This window comes from Cylindrospermopsis raciborskii Cr2010 (assembly GCF_003367075.2).
In the GTDB taxonomy this organism is placed as follows: domain Bacteria; phylum Cyanobacteriota; class Cyanobacteriia; order Cyanobacteriales; family Nostocaceae; genus Raphidiopsis; species Raphidiopsis raciborskii.
Map to the genome: position 1 here is coordinate 2358687 of NZ_CP065936.1, position 19797 is coordinate 2378483.

Below are 19797 nucleotides of genomic sequence, written 5' to 3' on the forward strand. Positions count from 1 at the left end.
TTAGCCTATCATCAAATCTACTGATTGGTGGAGATTAGCCAATAAATTTGAGGACACGATGACCGATATCTCGACGGTAGTACATTCCGGAAAATTCAATCTGTTGAATTCCATGGTATGCTTGGGCGATCGCCTGGTGGAAATTTTCTCCCCATCCAGTAATATTTAACACTCTACCGCCATCGGAGATAATTTGCCCTTGGGCATTTAATTTAGTACCAGCATGGAACACTTTGGCACCTGATATTTCCGCATCTGGGATACCAGTAATCACCTGACCCTTTTGATAATTACCGGGATAACCAGCCGAAGCTGCGACAACGGTAGCTGCTGCGCCCGATTTCCAAACCAAGGGTGGGATGTGTGCTAATCGCTGGTGAATACAAGCTAGGATCAATTCATCTAAAGGGGTTTCTAATAAAGGTAGAATCACTTGGGTTTCAGGATCGCCAAAGCGACAGTTAAACTCCAAAACACGGAAGTCGCCATTATCTGCAACCATTAGGCCAGCGTACAAAATCCCACGATAGTCAATCCCTCTTTGATTTAAAGCCGAAATGGTATTTTCTAAAACTTCCGTTTGCACCCGTGACATTAGCTCTGGTGTAGCGATAGGAGTTGGTGCGTATGCTCCCATACCTCCAGTATTTTCTCCTGTATCACCTTCACCTATACGTTTATGGTCTTGTGCAGGTAAGAGTGGTCTAATAGTGACTCCATCTGTGATGGCTAAAACAGATACTTCTTGACCCAGGAGGTATTCCTCAATAACCACAAAATTACCTGCACTACCAAACTGTCCTTGAAAAATAGCATCTATAGCCATTTCAGCTTGTGTGAGAGTTTCAGCCACGGTCACACCCTTACCAGCAGCTAAACCATCAGCTTTAATGACTATTGGTATTCCCTGATGTTGAACATAGATCTTTGCTAAATGGGCCTGGTCAAATACAGCAGCTTTAGCTGTAGGTACCCCTGCTTCTTGCATTAATGATTTAGCCCAGGACTTACTTGCCTCAATTTGCGCTCCATTGCGGTTAGGACCAAATACCATAAGTCCTAGTTCTTGTAAGTAGTCAGTGATGCCATTTGCCAAGGGGACTTCTGGACCAACGACCACCAAGGAAATGTTATGTTCTAGGGCGAATTTGCCTATAGCAGGGAAGTCGTTTACTGATAGGGGTAGGTTTTGACAACCCTTGAGATTTGCAGTACCACCATTTCCGGGTACGCAAACCACCTGATTAACCCGCTCAGACTGTAGCAGTTTCCACGCCAGAGCGTGTTCTCTTCCCCCATTACCAATAACTAAAACCTTCACCTGTTCTAATACCTTTGCCACAAAAATAGATAAAAGTTAGAGTGGATGTACTAGAGCTATTATTTGGCAACAAAAAACTCTCTACTCCACAAGCTGGACTAAATTATAGCACCTCACAGCACCATTTATTTTTTTTCGGTGACAATTTCAGATTTAAGTAGAGAGGCACAATTATTTGTAGGATGGGTTAGCTGTAGGGTAACCCATGGGGGTGTTGGGTTTCATACTTCAACCCAACCTACGTTCATCTTATATTTAATTCCACTGACCCACTTATTGTTGGGCCTCGATGATTGCTTTTTGAAAATCTTTAGTCGTATTACAGATAAATTGTGGATTTAAAATTTGCTCAATTTTGTAACAACAAACATCAGGGAATATAGCCAACTCCATTCCTGTTTCTGCTGCTGCTTCTCGACGAGCATTTCGGTAAGCTTTACTTACCAAGTCAGGAATATACTTTCCTAAACCAGGATTTTCTTCTAACAAATCTTGAAGATCGTCTCGTTGGTTAGCAATTGTGGTAAACCAACTGATAGACCGCTTATCAGCTTGATATTGCCACTTGAGTAAATGGGAGAGTAGAACAATTAAACGACTCTTTAACTCATTTTTTTCACTAATGCCCATTAACGTTAATTCTTCAGCCAAATTATCCCAATCTAAAACATCGCCATTTCTATGCTTCAACGCTGAAACCTGGTGATTTAACCAGGTTAAGAAATCCGTGATATACAAGGAAGGGTCAGGCATAAAAAATTACCGATTTTACTGTCAGCACTAGTTACCTCAACACCAAGAGTATATCAGATTTGTTGTATAAGTCAAGGGGATATGGCGTTTAGTTTACATTTCTTTGCCGAAAATCAAAGGATGAAGGCCCCTGCATTCATGGATGGGGATTTCAATTTGTTTTGTCGTATTATTTTCTTGAGGTTATTAATCTGAGGAAATAGATTATTAGTCCTACAAATCCTAACTCATTCCACAAAAACTTTCTTAGTTCTCTATGGTTCCTAGGTTTGCGAAATTCCATCAAATACGCATCAAGACTGCGAACGGCAATCGCCTCTTGTCTGTTTCTATCCAGTAAAGTTTGTACCGTTGTGTACTGATCTAGGAGCTGTCTTAAATTTTCTAACCCCCCTGTTTCCAACAAAATTTGACTAATTTGATTATGAACGGCGATCGCCTCTTGTTTGCTTCTATCTAATGAATTTCGTACCATTCTGCATTGATCCAGCAGCTGTCTTAAATTTTCTGTCCCTCCTGTTTCCAACAAAATTTGATTAACTTGACCTAGGTTGGACTCAATACTTTTATTTGACTGATTAATATATCTATAGTGGGTTGCAATTTCCGTGGAAATCCTCCCGTAGGTTTGAACCAGATTTTCCAACCTGGTTTCGGATTCGCTAATATAGGTTTGTAATTGATTATATTGACTAGCTACTTCCTGTGATCTAGTTTGTGCTACTGCTTCGATAGATTGTAAGTTTTGTTCAATATGTTGTATGTTTCGGTAAGTAAGTTGGGAAGAACTCTCGGCTTGTTGGATATTAGTCAAGACTTGTTGAATATCTGCCCATAAGTTAGGACTAATACCCAGTTGACTAATTTGATTATAAACGGCGATCGCCTCTTGTTTAATTCTGTCCAACGAAGTTTGTATATTTCTAGATTGATCCAGCAACTGTCTTAAATTTTCTGTCCCTCCTGTTTCCAACAAAATTTGACTAATTTGATTATGAACGGTGATCGCCCCTTGTTTGCTTATATCTAATGAAGTCTGTACACTTCTAGATTGATCCAGCAGCTGTCTTAAATTTTCTATTCCTCCTGTTTCCAACAAAATTTGATTAATTTGACCTAGGTTGGACTCAATATTCTCATTGGCTTGGTTAATATATCCATAATTAGTTTCAATTTCCGTGGAAATCCTCCCGTAGGTTTGAATCAAATTTTCCAACCTGGTTTCCGATTGGCTAATATAGGTTTGTAATTGATTATATTGACTAGCTAGTTCCTGTGATCTACTTTGTACTACTGCTTCAATAGATTGTAAGTTTTGTTGAATATTTTGTATATCCTGATAGGTGAGTTGGGAAGAACTATCTAGTTGTTGAATCTTACTTAAAAATTGTTGGATATTTGCCCAGAAATCAGAGGTAATACCTAGTTCAATAATTTGATTTTGAAATGCGATCGCCTCCTGTCTAGTTCTATCCAGTGAAGTCTGTACCGTTGTAGACTGGTCTAGGAGCTGTCTTAAATTTTCTACACCCCCAGTCTCTAAAAGAATTTGACTAATTTGATCATGAAGAGCGATCGCCTCTTGTTTGGTTCCATCCAATGAAGTTTGTGCCGTTATGGACTGATCTAGGAGCTGTCTTAAATTTTCCATTCCTCCTATATCTAACAGAATTTGATTAATTTGACCTAAGTTAGATTCAATATTTTTATTTGCTTGACTGACTTCTATATATTTAGTTTCAATTTGTGTATAAATCTTATGATATTCTTCAAGCTCTTTGATACTAGCCAGGACTTGTTGAATATTCGTCCATAAATCAGGGGTAACACCTAGTTCACTAATTTGATTTGGCAAGTCCCTTAAGCTCTGTAGTTCTGAATTAATCTTTTCAGCGTGATCATAATTAGCAAGACTACGGGTTTCAATCTCTTCCAGGTCACTTTTCACTACTTGTGCATTTTGTAAAATATCTCTTGCATCTTTTAGGACATCTCTTGCATCTTCAATTGCCTCATTTATCACGTCACATAATTTTTTAAGATCTCTAGCAACATCTAAATCTGTTTTATGTTGAACATTCATCTATTTTTATATTCCTATAGTGAGAACAAGTTTCAGCTGATAGATAGAGTATATCAGCAATTAGGATAGAATGTTTTTAAAAACGGGCGATGTCTAAGCACTCCCCAGATCCCATTTCTATAATCTTTCCCACTCACCGTGCGATCGCCAATAACGCTGGTTAGGGGCTAATCATCTGCACGTTATCGGCATAATTGATACCTTATATGCTATTGTGATGTTGGTTAAATCATTCTGTCGTTTAGCAACGCCTAGATAAGGCTTAATGTGCTGGAGCCAAAAGGCACAGGATATGGAGTTGGCAGGATTTTATATTTTCTCCGGGTCAATACCAAGGGAACGTAGATAAGCAGCTAGTTTTTCTTTTTGTTGGCGTTCCTGGGGTTTCGTCCCTCAACCCCAACCAATGATGCTTAAACTACGCGTCACAGGTGGTTACCGTGATGTGTTTGATGGTCAATTCGGGAGATTATTGCGATAAATCTGATATTCATCGAAAGTCATAAAGTTTCCTGCTTGGTAATCACTTTCTGAGATACTTTCGATCGCCATCTGACATAAATTAGACACTGGGGACAAATTATGGAAATTATTGTTTGATATTAGACTGCTAAATGGATAGTCTGCGGGAAACTGCTGACCTAAATTCATTCTTACACGAGCTGCTTCGTAGGGTAAAAACCTATCCTCAAGATCTTGAGCTATGGCATTAATGATACGGTTATAGGCATTAGCCAGGGTTCTCTTTAATTCATTTGCTTGAGTGATAGCATCCCAAAATCGGCGGGAACTTCTCAGAAGTAAACACTTTATGGCAATCCTATTATAAAAATCGGTAATATTGTTATCAGCTTGCTTCAATTCCCTGTCCAAAAAATCTGGGTTACACTGGGATAATCTTGCTATTAACTTAGATTCAATTTCATTGATTCTATCATCTGCAGCTGTGCGAAGAACGGTATACATATCCCAATGTATTAGGGGGGGATCGGAATTTACAGCATCATTAATTAACCGGTCAACCGCATCCACATCTTCTGAGAAATCTTCAGCACCAGATAACTCGGAAATCCAACTAATCAAAAAGTTACCATCCATGGAGGTATACCAATCACAGTTGGTAAATTTATCTCTTCCTCCTAACCTTTCCAATTCCCCAGGGGTTGCTATGATTAACAGTCTAGATTTTGCCCGGGTGGCGATGGTATACCAAATATTAGCCTCTTCAAAGGAGGGTTTACCTTCACCTTGAAATATAAAAAAACCAATGCAAGCATCAAATTCTCTTCCCTTGGCTTCCTCAGCTTTCAGATAACTAATTCCAGGTAAGCAGTTTGCCACAAGCTCATGATTATGTTTATAAATTAAATGAACTTGGCGCGATAACTTACGCAGTAAATATCTGTCATCTTGCTGGGTTGAAGCACTAATGTTGTCACTTAAATGCTGGAGAAAATTTTTAGCATCATCCATGGAGTTAACTTCTAATATGGCAACTTTTTCACCTATTTCAAAAGCATGTTCTGGATTGGAAGGATCAGGAAGGTGTCTACCACCAGCATTGGCGATCTTGGCAAAATTGTGCAATATTTCAGCAAATTCCAGTATTTTTTGGGTGTTGCGGTAGTTGTATTTAAGATGAATTCGTTGGTTAAGATGTAGACTTCCCCAATCAAAATCAACCGGTTTAATCCGTTGATTCAGATCACCTAGTAACCAAATTATAGGTGGTAAAAATTGGTTCCGCCACCTTGTGAGCATTTGTATAACGTCATCTAATTCTCTAAGTAAATAATCCTGTGCTTCATCAAAAATGAACAGGGTCTGTCTTGTTATCTGTTCGGGGGTCATTATATCTGTGAGATTGAGTTCTTGAGTTGTTTTTCTCAAAGCGTCTAACCAAACTAGTTTGTTGTTGAGATGTTTATTGTATCCTTCCCTACCTTGCTTAATTTTTATTAATTTTTTAACTCTCAGTTCGTTGTTTCTATAAATGGGATTTTTTACGTTTATACTATCTCTTTCATAAACAAAGCTTTTGTATAGTGTCAAGTCGTGGTCTGACAGATACTCATTATTACTAATAACATGGATCCTTCTGGCCTCTTTAGTAAGAGCATCTAATTCTTCTTCATTGGTGGCAACCTGATTATGTAGTTCAGAATTTACACTTCTATGCCATTCTTGAAAAGTACCAACAAAGAAAAATTGATCATCTTTTAGATCAAGTTCTTTAATACAGGTAAATTGTTTCACTTCCTCACAGAGAGCAGGTGGTAGAATTAGGATGATGTTCCAACCTTGTTGTGGTTGTGTGTATTGGTTACAAGCGAATAGTGCAGCACAAACTGTTTTACCCGTACCTGGTGCACTCTGCAACAACAAGCTGGGAATTATTTCGTCCCTCCTTTCCCTCAAATTTTTAGTCAATGTGTTTAGGTGACTATAAATTGTTCTATGTTGTTCTGGGGTGAGAATTGGTGAATAAAGATAGCCACCATAAACAAACTGATACCAGGATGAGTAATTTTGATCGGATACCTTATATGTGGGAATACTCTCTACTCTGTCTTCTGGTAGATCAAGAATATCTGACCAAGCTAGGGGATTATCTAGGTTTCGATTCCTGTTGATTTGTTGATAAACCTTGTCTCTTCTTCCCACCTTAACAACCAGAAAATCATTATTTTCATCTCGTCTCCAGATTACTCTGATGTCATTTTGCCTGGTACGACATAAGTTTCCATAACCTTCTAGTTGTTTACAATCACCAGGAAGATCTTCACTAAAACCCTTAATTATGTTCCTAACAGTTTCTAGATCTTCATGGTATAGCTTCTGCATTTCCTTGAATGCTCTCTTGACAATTTTTACTTGTGCCATTAGTTTATTGTATATTGTATGGAGGACAATATATACACTAACATAAATGACTAATGTTTTATTCAATGCACCAGTGAAAGTCTACCGAATGTCAACCCCTGAACATCAGTGTCCTTGGGGACTACGGGCAATTAAATTGCTGACTGAGCATGGCATTCCCTTTGAGGATATTCTGCTGCGTTCACAGATAGAAGTTGATGCTTTTAAGGCACAATACGGAGTTTCTACCACCCCCCAAATCTTTATTGGAGATCGGCGCTTAGGTGGATATTCAGATCTTGCCAAGTATTTTTCCGTGCAAGCAATCACTCCTGAGTACTCCTACACACCGGTGATTGCTCTATTTTCCACTGCAGGATTAGTAGCACTTTCTACCTCCTTGGGACTAACTGGATTTATGGGTATTTCCCTTTCCATGCTGGCCTCCTTGAAATTGATGGATATTGATAGCTTTACCACCAGCTTCAAGAAGTATGACCTAATTACCCAGCGGTTCCAGCACTATAGCAAACTCTATCCTTTTGCGGAGCTGGCCATTGGTTTGGGATTTCTATCGAATATAGCGCCACTATTTACCGGAGTTGGCTCATTAATATTGGGTATGAGCGGTGCTGTGGCTGTTTTTAAGGCGGTGTATATAGACAAAATGGCATTGAACTGTGCCTGTATTGGTGGAAATTCCAAAGCACCTTTGGGAATCGTCAGCTTTGCAGAAAATAGTATTATGACGATTATGGGTGCTATGCTGATTTTCTCATCGCTCAGTCCCCAGTCTGTAAAATCTATAGGTTCTCCCAACAATGTTTCACAAGAAATTGGTTATCAACAAGTACAAAAATTAGGTCCAATTTATCCCGCTACCTCATTGACGGGGAAACGGTCGATTAACTGCATCGCCCTTCCAGCGTTTTTCCGCAAAGACTCGCTCACAAAGGGAGCATGAGGAATTTGTGATAACAAATCAAGAGTTCGCCTTAATAACCTAACCACATCACCCTCATCTAAAGTGGTCATGGCACAAAGTTGTAACCATTTGGTTCCCAGGGCCCATTGTTCCACAATAGCAATCAGTTCAAATTCTAACCATATAGGTAGAGCAACATGATAGCGATGTTGAACTTGAAATAACTTACGTCTAATATTACGCAACTTTGACAGGGCACTCCCTACCTCATTACTCAAATTAAAACTTACCCTACTATCAGGTCGTGGTGTTTCCGTGACTAGTGCTGCTACTGCTGCTGCTAGGTGATGGGGATCTAAATTATCTAGTTCACCACTATCTATAGCTAATCCTAACCATAATTCATTCTCACCCCTAATGGTGGACGCCATTTGTCCCAAGTGTGTGGGTGCCAAATTGTCTAGGGCGTCAAAATGTTGTAGAATCCTAATCAAGTTCAGAAACTGCTCCCAATGTTCCTCAGAGTTTCGTTTTACCTTCTTCTCTAAACCCTCCAGATATGATTTTAATTCCACAAACTCGGCTTTCTGCTTAAATATATGCCCAATTTTCCCCGACTGATGTACGGAATTCTTTTCCATTTGTGACTGTATAGACACTACCCGATTGAGTTGATTTGCTAACTCCGGTGTCATGTACAAAAACTCTGTCGTATCTGGAATAAAATCCGCTATTTGTGCTGTCTGTGCATCTCCTCGCCAAGAATAACCCTTTTTTAATCCTAGCTCTATAGGGGGTATAATACTTTCTGGCACTTCTACCCTAGATATGTGAGCATGTACTTCAATTACATCTGAGTTTGTAGCTGAATACCAACGATTATTCTTGCCCAAGCAAATAATGAAGGAACTTGGACCAGTTTCTGGCACTTTACTATATAATATGGCTGTCATTGGTAGGGTAGCTGTCGTGTTTTTATCTCTCAAGCTCAAAAGGGTACCTTTGACGGCAAATTCTAGCATCATATACAATTCAGACTCTCTTTCTTCCCTTAGTTGCTCCTGTAAGGTTCTAAATATATGTAGCTCTACCTTTAAAATCTGTTTCAACTTTTCATAAAGGGTAATTTCATTTTCGTCTATGGCACTTAATTCTTCCTCAATTTTTGCCAGTTCTGCCTTAATTTCCTCAATTTCGTCGTATTCTGGCTTTAAATATAAAGTCGCCATGTACTGACCAAAACTGCGCTCTATTAGTTCCTTAGCTTGTTCTAATGTATGGGTTTGCAACAGGTTTAACACCATGCCATAACTGGGGGTAAACTGACTCACTAGGGGATCCGCAGGGGATGTGGCTAAATATGCAGCTTCTCTTGCTCCCTCAAAGGGTGTTTGTAGGGTTACTACGTGACCCTGTTTATCCATTCCTCTTCTACCTGCACGACCGGACATCTGTAAAAACTCAGAAGCCTTCAATAGTCGATGTCCATTATCAGTTCGCTTGGAAAGAGTTGATATTACTGTGGTTCGCGCAGGCATGTTAATACCTGCCGCTAAAGTCTCTGTGGCAAATACAACTTTAATTAGACCCTGCTGAAATAGCTCTTCAACTAGTAACTTCCAAGCTGGTAATATGCCTGCATGGTGTGCTGCAATACCTTTATACAGGGGAGCAATTTGTCCAGAACGTCCAGCTTCCGGATTGCGGGTTAAAAATTCATCAATTTGTACTCGTAATATTTGGGATTCTTCATTATTGACCAGCCATAGGTCGCTAACTTCTGAAACGGCTTTATCACAACCACGACGGCTGAAAATAAAGAAAATTGCTGGTAACATATCCCTCTCGAATAATTGATTGAGGGTATAAACTATAGTTGGCGGTTCGGGACGATTACCATAACCCCTCTCCCCAATCCCCTTCTTACCCCGTTTGATTAACCTGGAATTAATTTTGGTCTTACTCTCATTGAGTAGGGGAAATAAACCTTTGGGGTTGCAGAAGTGAAACTCCAGGGGAACGGGACGAAAATCAGAGTAAATTAAATCTGTCGGACCATGAACCCGATTTAACCAATCCGTTAGTTGGTCGCTATTTTCCACAGTAGCAGAAAGAGCAACCAACTGGACCTCCTGGGGACAGTAAATTATGGATTCCTCCCAAACCGTACCTCGCTGCTGATCATTCATGTAGTGGCATTCATCTAAGACCACAGCCTCAACATTGGTCAAAGATACCCCAATTTGTCCTATAGGGGTACCATAAAGCATATTACGGAAAATTTCCGTGGTCATCACAATAATCGGTGCTTCCCGGTTTACAGAAGCATCTCCCGTGAGCAGTCCCACCTGCTCAAAACCAAATTTTTCTCGAAAGTCCCGTAACTTTTGATTGGATAAGGCTTTTAGGGGAGTAGTGTAAAATACCCTTTTACCACGAGATAAAGCCCGATAAATGGCATATTCACCAATTAAGGTCTTACCAGATCCTGTCGGAGCACAGACAACTACTGATTTTCCATCATTTAAAGATGCGATCGCATCTAGTTGAAATTGATCGAGTTCAAAGGGAAAAATTGACTGTAGGTCAATTTCTAAAGGGGATGGAGTGTGATTGTTCACTAGAACCTCCACTCTGAGGAGGATGATGCTATCACAAGACCTGGAAGTAACATCTGGGCGAATTGATTCGCCACCTGAAAATTCATAACTGTAACCATCCTGAATTTGCGGATTGTTGAACAATATTTGTGGGTGACTGTGTGCCCCCTGCACATACTGGAGGAACTGTACTTCCCACCATTATAAATGGATATGGTGGAGGATGGGGGGTTTTCAGTAAGTCCCACTTAATAATTCACCAATTCACCACGGATGATGGTAATAGCCTGTCCGCTTAAAAAAACCCGATTTCCTCCTGAATAGGTCACTTTCACTATTCCGCCCCGTTGAGAAGCTTGATAAGCTAAAAAACTATCTTTTTGCAGTTTATGTCGCCAAAAGGGCGCTAAACAACAATGTGCAGCACCAGTTACTGGATCTTCGTCAATACCAAAACCGGGGGCAAAAAAACGAGATACAAAATCATATTCCAGATCACCAGTACTGGTAACAATCACGTTCCTGACTGGTAACAGTCTCATTTGTTGCAAATCTGGCTGTATTTGTCGGACTAATTGTGGGGAGGCCAATTCCACTAAATAACCAAGGGAGTTCAAAGAAACTGATTTGTAACCAACTCCTAAAACCTCATTTAGCAAAGGTAGTGGTTCCACAATTTGGGAATGATTAACGGGAAAATCTAATTCAATCCAATCATCTTGCTTTTTCGCAATCAATAAGCCACTTTTAGTATAAAACCGGGCTGTTTGTTCCGGTGATAAATATCCTTCTGACCAAAGAACGTGGGCACTAGCTAAGGTAGCATGACCGCACAGGGGAACTTCTGTGGTTGGCGTGAACCACCGTAAATTGAAACCGTCATTCTCTGGTAGCAAAAAAGCTGTTTCTGATAAATTCATTTCTTGAGCTACTTGCTGCATCCACTTATCAGATTCAGCATTGGTCAACACGCAAACCGCAGCAGGATTACCTTGAAATGGTTTGTTGGTAAAAGCGTCAACTTGGATAATTTTTTGGTTAGTGATTCTCATGTTATTGTTATATTAAGTAGGGAGGCACAATTATTTGTAGGATGGGTTAGTGGTAGGGTAACCCATGGGGGCGTTGGGTTTCGTTCCTCAACCCAACCTACGTTCATCTTATGTTTAATTCCACCCACCTAGAAGCCATTAACCACAATAGATTCCGGATTTGCCCGAGGATTTAAACAGCACCACTGTTTTTATTAAATAAAATGGATATAGTTTTAACAATTAATTGCAAATCGTAAACTAAACTCCAATTTTTCTGATACTGTAGGTCTAGACGAATAACATCCTCAAAATTGCGTACTTTGGAGCGACCATTTACTTGCCATTCCCCAGTCATCCCTGGTTTTACATCCAAGCGTTGCCATTCTGGCACTTCGTATAATTCCACTTCATCAGGGGTGGGTGGACGAGTACCAACTAAACTCATTTCCCCTTTTAACACGTTCCAAAATTGTGGCAGTTCATCCAAACTGGTACGACGCAAAAAACGTCCTACCTTAGTGATTCTAGGGTCATGATCATTTTTAAAAAATGCCCCAGCTACTTGATTTTTTACCTGGGACTTTTTAGCTTCCGCATCTACACACATGGAACGGAACTTCCAAATATAAAAACGTTTACCCATCCACCCACAACGGATCTGTCTAAAAAAAATCGGACCTGGATCATTGATGCTGATGGCAATCCCAATGGGAATCAATAAACATGCTGTAATTACTAACCCTACTAAAGACCCAACTATATCAATAATTCTTTTCATCCGAGACTTTACGCAAGGATGAGTTGCTGGTAGGTCTTCTAGTCTACAATTACTGCCACGACTATTTCCGGAGTTAGTCAATTCTGAGGTTTTATTAGTTACAGAAGATTTAATTATAAATACCTGATCTAATCCCGTTAAATTCAGGACTGCCATCACTTGTGGGGTCACATTATCAAGTATAAATTCTATCTCCTTTTCTTGAGCGGACTTAAAACTACTGACTAAAGCCCCCAGCCCACTACTATCCATAAAAGTTGTGTTATTCAAGTCTATCAATAGAACTTTAGAATCTAGGTTAGACTCAATTAGATCTCGGCAGGTCTTTTTAAAGCAAATGGCTTCATTTACGCTGAGACGATTTGAAGCCTGGACTACCATCGTACCTTCCAGATAATGAACCGGAAGATCTATTTCTGCGAATTTTCCAGTCATGAAGCTATCAACTTGGGTTACCATCTACAGATTAAGCTAAGATTCCACCACGCTCACCCACCCGGAATGTTTAGTTTTAAGTAAAAATAAACATCTCCAGGGTAAATCTTTCCCACTGTTTATCCCCTACCCAAGGGGTAGAGGTTCTCAACTAGTTTCAACTAATAATTATGTTTCTAAGGATAGATGCTAGTGGCTACTTTACGAATAGAAAACAGTTTAGACTGTTTGCTCCTATGATAAATTTCCCTATATTGACGAAAAGTATCTTGCTTACCTTTTTTGGAAATGTCGATAAACTTTCATTTTTTCCACTAGAACAACACAAAACTTTATATTTAGAAATAGGTAGTTGAATTAGTAATTTTCATCTACATTGTTAGATCTAGATTTGGCTTTATTAGCACTACGTTTAAGAGCAGAAAGCCTAGCTTCGTAACGGTAACGCTGACGCTTACCTGGGGTAGTATCAATTAAGGTTTTAAGAGCACTTCCTAAACTTTTATAGGCATTAGGTAAAGTATAACCAAATCGCGTAGCTAAATTAATAGCTTTTTCATCAGCATCAATTAACTCTTTTGTTTGCTTTGCGCCATTATTTTTTTGATATAGTCGCCAGCCAGAAACTCCACAAAGAGCTAAAGCTAAAACTAATAATAATCCATCCTGCACCCACAATTCACCTACAGCACCACCTAAACCAATAGCCAACGCAGCCATTTCCCACCCATCTTTAGGAATAGTATCATTTTGAATACGTCCCACCTCATGCCAAAATAGGAGGTTACGCTGGTCCATAGCTAAGGCATCCCACTTAATTAAATCAATTTGAATCTCCACTTGGTCTTTACCAATTTCTTCAGAACGAATCAAAGGAGGACTGACTTCTGTTGTTCCTTCCACAATTACCCAACTTTGTAATTCTGGTGGAAGTAGACTCTTTAATCGTCTAAGTTCGCTCATTTCTGCCTTAGCAGAGGAAGTTGTGTATGATGTCATAAAAATTCAAGCGATATCAGTTTGTTAATATTTACTAAAAAACGACTATGTGGACAGTCATGGTGGTATCATGACCCGGAAGAGAATTTGGAAACTCTACCACAACCATCTTAACTTGCTATGGATATTTTTGAGAGAAAGTGAAGCAGTCGAATCCTATTGGTTTGAGGTTTGTTTGAAAACTTACATGATTGGAGCTAGTTAGAACATTAACTATTGGTTTAAAGAATGTGAGAATGGCTACAATTACTGTTTAAAACCCCAGACATCATCACATAGTGAAAATAATGGGGAGTAAAGGTTATATAGTTGAAACTATTGACAGTAACTAAGAAAATTTACTATAATTCTCCCCGAGTTTATCCCGACATTTACCATTGTAGCAAAATTATGGCAAAATCATTTTTGTTTTTAGCAGTTGCTCCTCTTATTTTCACCCTTTTAGGTTGCAATAGCAGTCCTACTAGCAGCACATCTACATCAACAGTACAACCACGCAATACTACTGGCAAAGTTAAAACCAATCTCCGTTTAGTTTGTGGTGTTAGTGGTGAGTTACCTGGATTTAGCTTTGTGCAAACCGATAGTAAATATGCTGGTATTGATGTGGATGTTTGTCGTGCTGTTTCAGCTGCCTTATTTGACAATCCGGACAAAGTAGAGTTTCGTAATCTTAGTGCTAAAGAAAGATTCACTGCTTTACAAACTGGTGAAGTGGATTTACTTAGCCGTAATACAACATGGACTTTTAGTCGTGACACTTCTATGGGTCTATATTTTTCACCCGTGGTACTATATGATGGTCAAGGGATCATGATCCGTAAAAATAGTGGCATTAATTCCTTAGCTGATTTAAAAAACAAAGCTATCTGCACCCAAACAGGTACAACCACAGAACAAAATTTAGCTGACCAAATGCGGAGGCGGGGCATTAGTTATAAACCCGTAGTTTTTGAAGATATTAACGTTACCTTTGCTACCTATTCGGAAGGTCGTTGTGATGCCATAACAGCTGATCGTTCAGCCTTAATTTCCCGACGTACTACCCTACCCAAACCTGAAGATAATATTGTTCTGAATGAATTACTTTCTTCAGAACCTTTAGCTCCTGCAGTTGCTCAGGGAGACCCCCAATGGCATAACATTGTTAAATGGAGTGTTTACGCTCTAATCAAGGCTGAAGAGTTAGGCATTAACTCTCAAAATATATCCCAATTTGCTAATAGTAAGGATCCGGAAATTAAACGTTTTTTAGGCACAGAAGGTAACCTAGGTCAAGGTATAGGTTTAACCAATGATTTTGCCGCTCGAATAATTAAGCATGTTGGTAACTACGGGGAAATTTACGATCGCAATTTAGGGTCTAAAACCAAACTGAATCTCCCTCGTGGACAAAATGAACTTTATAGCAAAGGTGGCTTACTCTATTCTCCACCATTTCGTTAGTTCCCAACCAGTGATATTGGAGAAGATAACCAATGACTAATTCCCAACCACCAATATGGCGTAATTATCGTTTTTGGCAAGTTGCCATACAGGTTTTAGCCATAATTCTAGCTTTTGGTGTAGTGAATATCCTGTGGAACAATGCCAGCCATAATTTACGACAGTTGGGTATTAGTTTGGGGTGGGATTTTCTTGGGCAACAAGCATCTTTTGACATTGGCGAAACCCTAGTTAAGTATCATCCCACAGACTCCTATGGGCGAGCTTTAGCTGTGGGACTAGTTAATTCCTTGCGAGTAGCAACTTTAGGAATTTTGTTCGCTACGGTTGTGGGAATAACTGCTGGTATAGGGCGTTTATCTGATAATTGGTTAGTAAGAAATATCAGTTTAGTTTACGTGGAGATTTTTAGAAACACCCCTTTATTATTGCAGTTGTTATTTTGGTATTTTGGAGTTTTTCTATCTCTACCAAAACCAGAAAATAAAATTTCTCTTTTTGGTTTAGGTTACCTGAGTCAAAATGGCATAGATTTACCCGCCCTCACCTATGAGGGAGTTAACCTAACTCCAGAATTTTGTACCCTGTTATTAGGTCTGACATTTTACACCGGTGCTTTTATTGCAGAAATTGTCAGAGCGGGTATAAAGTCAGTCTCCCAGGGACAGCGAGAAGCGGGATTATCCCTAGGATTAAGACCTGGTTTGTTAATGAGGTTGATAATCTTTCCCCAGGCTTTAAAGCTGATTGTTCCCCCACTTACCAGTCAATATTTGAATTTGATGAAAAATTCTAGTTTAGCGATCGCTATTGGTTATCCAGATATTTATTTTGTCGCTTCCACCACCTTTAACCAAACAGGAAAAGCTGTGGAAGTCATGATTTTATTGATGATCACCTATTTAACTTTAAGCTTAACTATTTCTATAGTAATGAATTTAGTCAATCGCACTGTTCAAATTAAAGAAAGATAATAATCACTTTGCTCAAACTAGTTATGGATAACTAAATTATGGATCAGCTAATTTGGCTTAGAAAAAATCTATTTAATAACTGGTACAATGGGGTATTAACTATAGTTTGTGTAATTGCTTTATTTTTCCTAGGTAAAGGCGTATTATTTTGGATATTTAATCAAGCCAAATGGCAAGTTGTCACGGTAAATATCCATTTATTTTTAGTTGGGAGATTCCCCCGGTCCTTATATTGGCGAATCTGGTTAGCTTTGGCAATCAATTCTATTATAGGGTTGATAACTTGGCATGGGTTGATGCAAAAATATCATTTGCCTAAAAACCAATTGCTTCAAAAAGCTTATCAGTTAATTAGACCTCTGTTAGCACCTATATGGTTATTAACTTTTATCATTACTATTTGGTTACTTGGTGGCGGTTTTGGGTTACAATCTGTTCCTACAAATCTGTGGAATGGACTTTTATTAACCTTGTTAATGGCATTTGTTAGTATAGCACTTTCCTTTCCTCTGGGTGTACTATTAGCATTGGGAAGAAATAGTGAATTACCTGTAATTCGCTGGTTTTCTATTCTCTACATTGAGCTAGTTAGAGGTTTACCGCTCATAGGAATTTTGTTTATTGCCCAGGTGATGTTACCTCTGTTTCTACCTGCCGACTGGCGTTTAGACAGATTAGTTAGAGGTGTTGCAGGACTAGTTTTATTTAGTGCTGCTTATATGGCAGAAAATGTGCGCGGGGGACTGCAATCCATACCTAAAGGACAATTTGAAGCAGCAAGAGCATTGGGTTTAAATACCTTTTTACTCCTGATATTGGTTGTATTACCTCAAGCTTTACGAGTGGTAATCCCTACAATTGTAGGACAGTTTATTGGTTTATTCAAGGATACCTCATTACTGTCCCTAGTGGGTTTAGTGGAATTAACCGGAATTGCCCGCTCTATTTTAGCACAACCACAATTTCTGGGTACATACATGGAGGTTTATATATTTATTGGCGCAGTGTATTGGCTATTTTGTTATTCCATGTCCCTAGCTGCACGTAGGTTAGAAACCTAGAATGGAAGTTCCCTGGATCTTCGTAAAAGACCCAGGGAACGCACAACCAAGATTGCTCTAACTTAATTCGTAATTAAATGTTAGGACTAGCAAAAACAAAAGTTGCACTTGCAGCATTCACACCGTTAAGAGTAGCAACTAACACACCATTGATGCTGATGTTACTACCACTAAAGGTCAAGTCGCTTACAGATGTAGCAACCTGATTAGTAATGCCAATTACGTCAGTACCAATGGTGTAGTCAACAATTGTATTGGGGGTTTTCAACAAAGTGGGGTTATCAGTCAGAATCCAAAACTGATCTACACCAGCACCACCGGAGATTACATTACCTCCACCTTCACCCACAAAGAACCGGTCATCACCATCACCACCTAAAGCACGACCATTCGCACCTAGGTGGAATGTGTCATTCCCAGTACCACCGGATATACGGTAGCCACTGGCATCTGTGGCATAAAATATATCATTACCACTACCGCCAAAAATGCGATCGCTATTGTTGAGATATATTTCATCTCCACCACTACCGGTAAAGACGCTATTATTTCCGGCAATAGCAGAAGCTGCGGTAGAAGCATCCACCGTATCAGCGCCCGCACCAGTAAATACCAGGTCATTAATACCGTCAAAGGAGCTAGGACTGGAGTTAGCACCCGCAACCAATACATCATTACCTGAAGTACCAGAAACTAATTTCACTTCCTGTTGGGTAGCAGCAAATTCTGGTGTTACACCGAACAGAGTTTGATACATTAGATCATAAATTTGAGTATTATCTACAGTACCGGGTAGCTTATCAGCATTCATTCCGTAGGCCTTGGAAACAATACTACCAGGAAAATCAGGAGTTCCCACCCAAGCAATCCCAAAATTACCCATGGGTCCATCAATACTATTCTTAGCAGCAAAGGGAATCCAGGGTTCCGCAGCAGTACCAGTACTACCTTTGGGACCATCCAAAAATGCCCGGTTATTGTTGGTAGTTGTCGGGTTAACTCCAATGAATGGTACTTCAGGTTGGCTATTAGCTAAATTCGGTTTATTAGCATCAAAGTTACCACTGGGACGGTTGTAAGGAGCAAATTGAAACACCTGCATCCCACCAGCATCACTGTCTGCTGCTGTTATTACCAGAGTATTAGGGTCTTGTTTAACATAGTCCATAGCTACGCCTATAGCCGCATCAGCTCGGCGTAGAGCTTCTATGGTTCCTACCGCGTTGTTATTATTGGCAAAGTTATCAGTTCCTTCCTCTTCTATGACCACAAAGAATCCCTGGGGGTCTTGACGAAGAATTTTTAATGATGCTGTTAACATTTCCGCCACTGTGGGAGCTGTACTCACATACAGAGGTAAAGGACTGTTGGTGTTCAGTCCTAGAGACTCTTCCCGACGATCATCAAAGGTGTGGTTGGCGGCAAAAACCCCTAGGAGCTTGGTGTTAGCAGTAGCAGTAGCAACTGCTGCATTCATTTGCTCCTCCGTGTAAACCACGGTGTAGCCGAGGGATTTAGCCAGGTTACAGCAGTTTTCATGTAAATAAACCACAATGATTGAACCAATTAAGCGCATCCTCTGCTGTAATATAATTTACTGCACTTGTCATGGCCTCATTTAGGGCTTCTAATGTTCGTGCCTCCCGACTACGGAGAAATTGCTTTAATTTTGACCAACACAATTCTATCGGAGATAAGTCTGGAGAATAGGGGGGTAAAAACTTAACTTTTGCACCGACTGATTCAATTGACAATCTCACGCGCTCGGCATAATGAACCTTTAAATTATCCATAACAACAATAGCCCCTTTCCATAATTGAGGTACTAAAACCTGATTTACATAAGTGAGAAATACTTCTGTATTTGTGCTTCCCTCTACAGTCATTGCTGCCAGAATTCCATCCATATTTAAAGCCCCAATCAGAGAAATATTTTTGCCCTTGTTTCCTGGTACGCTACCAATTGCTCTTTGTCCATCTTGGCTTCTGGCAAACAACCTTGACATCCCTAAATTTATCCCCGATTCATCTAAAAACACTAAATTTCTAATATCAACTGTATCTACCCAACGACGATAATCATGCCTTAATTCTTGAACACGTGGAGTCTCCTGTTCACTGGCATTTAGACTTTTTTTTATGACGTAGACCCAACTTTTCTAAGGCTCGATGCATGGTTGTGATACTAACACTAGTGCCCGTCGTTTCTCTCAGGCGATCGCACAATTCTGAAAGTAGTAAATCATTTTTCTCATCCAGCCAAGACTTGATCATGTTTAAATATTGGCCTGCAATTACAGGCTTTTCATATCCTCCACATTGCTTTGGCTCAACTTGCCCAGTTTCACGATAACGACGTACTAAATTTCTCACAAATGATAAGCTGACCTTGAATCTTTCTGCCAACTGGCGTTGAGATCCCTCTTGAGCAACCCATGCTACAATCACGCGATTACGCAAATCTATTGAATAAGGTTTTGGCATATAATTTGACAGTACTTCTACTCTATTTTAGTTTATTACCCT

General features: G+C 39.6%; 14 protein-coding genes and 1 pseudogene. 4 read left to right on the top strand and 11 right to left on the bottom strand.

Translation table 11 applies throughout. The features are described from left to right. Positions 1 to 34 precede the first annotated feature (34 nt). The 4 genes from purD to C6N34_RS10695 all read right to left on the bottom strand — a co-directional run bounded on the left by purD (position 35) and on the right by C6N34_RS10695 (position 7040). The gene (gene purD, locus C6N34_RS10680; protein ID WP_115539367.1) at positions 35 to 1321 is read right to left on the bottom strand and encodes a phosphoribosylamine--glycine ligase; all 1287 of its coding nucleotides are present in this window, start codon (positions 1319 to 1321) and stop codon (positions 35 to 37) included. Between the two features lie 273 nt (positions 1322 to 1594). Continuing rightward, on the bottom strand, positions 1595 to 2074 hold the full coding sequence (locus tag C6N34_RS10685) for a DUF29 domain-containing protein (protein WP_115539343.1): 480 nt from the start codon (positions 2072 to 2074) through the stop codon (positions 1595 to 1597). A gap of 169 nt (positions 2075 to 2243) precedes the next feature. After that, a complete protein-coding gene (locus C6N34_RS10690; protein WP_115539342.1) occupies positions 2244 to 4157 on the bottom strand; it encodes a coiled-coil domain-containing protein in 1914 nt (637 codons plus the stop codon). A 456-nt stretch (positions 4158 to 4613) separates the two neighbouring features. Continuing rightward, entirely contained in the window at positions 4614 to 7040 is a 2427-nt protein-coding gene (locus tag C6N34_RS10695; RefSeq protein ID WP_115539341.1) for a hypothetical protein, read from the bottom strand. Between the two features lie 46 nt (positions 7041 to 7086). Here C6N34_RS10695 and C6N34_RS10700 point away from each other — a divergent pair, with 46 nt between their 5' ends. Beyond that, positions 7087 to 7983, top strand: a complete 897-nt coding sequence (locus C6N34_RS10700; protein WP_115539340.1) for a glutaredoxin family protein — start codon at positions 7087 to 7089, stop codon at positions 7981 to 7983. On the opposite strand, the gene C6N34_RS10705 is transcribed toward C6N34_RS10700, so the two are convergent. The 4 genes from C6N34_RS10705 to C6N34_RS10720 form a co-directional block, all read right to left on the bottom strand. Further along, a complete protein-coding gene (locus tag C6N34_RS10705; protein ID WP_115539366.1) occupies positions 7890 to 10565 on the bottom strand; it encodes a DEAD/DEAH box helicase in 2676 nt (891 codons plus the stop codon). The genes C6N34_RS10700 and C6N34_RS10705 overlap by 94 nt on opposite strands. A 227-nt stretch (positions 10566 to 10792) precedes the next feature. Further along, entirely contained in the window at positions 10793 to 11596 is an 804-nt protein-coding gene (locus C6N34_RS10710; RefSeq protein ID WP_115539339.1) for a PhzF family phenazine biosynthesis protein, read from the bottom strand. 172 nt (positions 11597 to 11768) lie between these two features. Continuing rightward, positions 11769 to 12815 (bottom strand): anti-sigma factor antagonist, encoded by a 1047-nt coding sequence (locus tag C6N34_RS10715; protein ID WP_057177441.1) that lies wholly within the window; start codon positions 12813 to 12815, stop codon positions 11769 to 11771. 333 nt (positions 12816 to 13148) lie between these two features. Further along, positions 13149 to 13790 carry a DUF3318 domain-containing protein gene (locus tag C6N34_RS10720; protein ID WP_057177443.1) on the bottom strand — a complete coding sequence of 214 codons (642 nt, stop codon included), beginning with the start codon at positions 13788 to 13790 and terminating at the stop codon, positions 13149 to 13151. Between the two features lie 390 nt (positions 13791 to 14180). On the opposite strand from C6N34_RS10720, the gene C6N34_RS10725 reads away from it, so the two are divergent. The 3 genes from C6N34_RS10725 to C6N34_RS10735 are packed head-to-tail and all read left to right on the top strand — an operon-like array spanning position 14181 to position 17271. Further along, positions 14181 to 15236, top strand: coding sequence for an amino acid ABC transporter substrate-binding protein (locus tag C6N34_RS10725; RefSeq protein ID WP_115539338.1), 1056 nt, complete (start codon positions 14181 to 14183; stop codon positions 15234 to 15236). A gap of 32 nt (positions 15237 to 15268) precedes the next feature. Beyond that, on the top strand, positions 15269 to 16210 hold the full coding sequence (locus C6N34_RS10730) for an amino acid ABC transporter permease (RefSeq protein WP_115539337.1): 942 nt from the start codon (positions 15269 to 15271) through the stop codon (positions 16208 to 16210). Positions 16211 to 16248: 38 nt separating this feature from the next. Beyond that, on the top strand, positions 16249 to 17271 hold the full coding sequence (locus C6N34_RS10735; RefSeq protein WP_057177446.1) for an amino acid ABC transporter permease: 1023 nt from the start codon (positions 16249 to 16251) through the stop codon (positions 17269 to 17271). 73 nt (positions 17272 to 17344) lie between these two features. Here the strand turns inward: C6N34_RS10735 and C6N34_RS10740 are convergent. The 3 genes and pseudogenes from C6N34_RS10740 to C6N34_RS10750 form a co-directional block, all read right to left on the bottom strand. Continuing rightward, positions 17345 to 18805, bottom strand: a pseudogene (locus C6N34_RS10740) (alkaline phosphatase); the annotation flags it as partial. Position 18806: 1 nt separating this feature from the next. Next, positions 18807 to 19412, bottom strand: a complete 606-nt coding sequence (locus C6N34_RS10745) for an IS630 family transposase (RefSeq protein WP_083383444.1) — start codon at positions 19410 to 19412, stop codon at positions 18807 to 18809. Next, positions 19387 to 19755, bottom strand: a complete 369-nt coding sequence (locus tag C6N34_RS10750; protein WP_102981708.1) for a helix-turn-helix domain-containing protein — start codon at positions 19753 to 19755, stop codon at positions 19387 to 19389. Before C6N34_RS10750 ends, C6N34_RS10745 begins: the two co-directional genes overlap by 26 nt. Between the last annotated feature and the right edge of the window lie 42 nt (positions 19756 to 19797).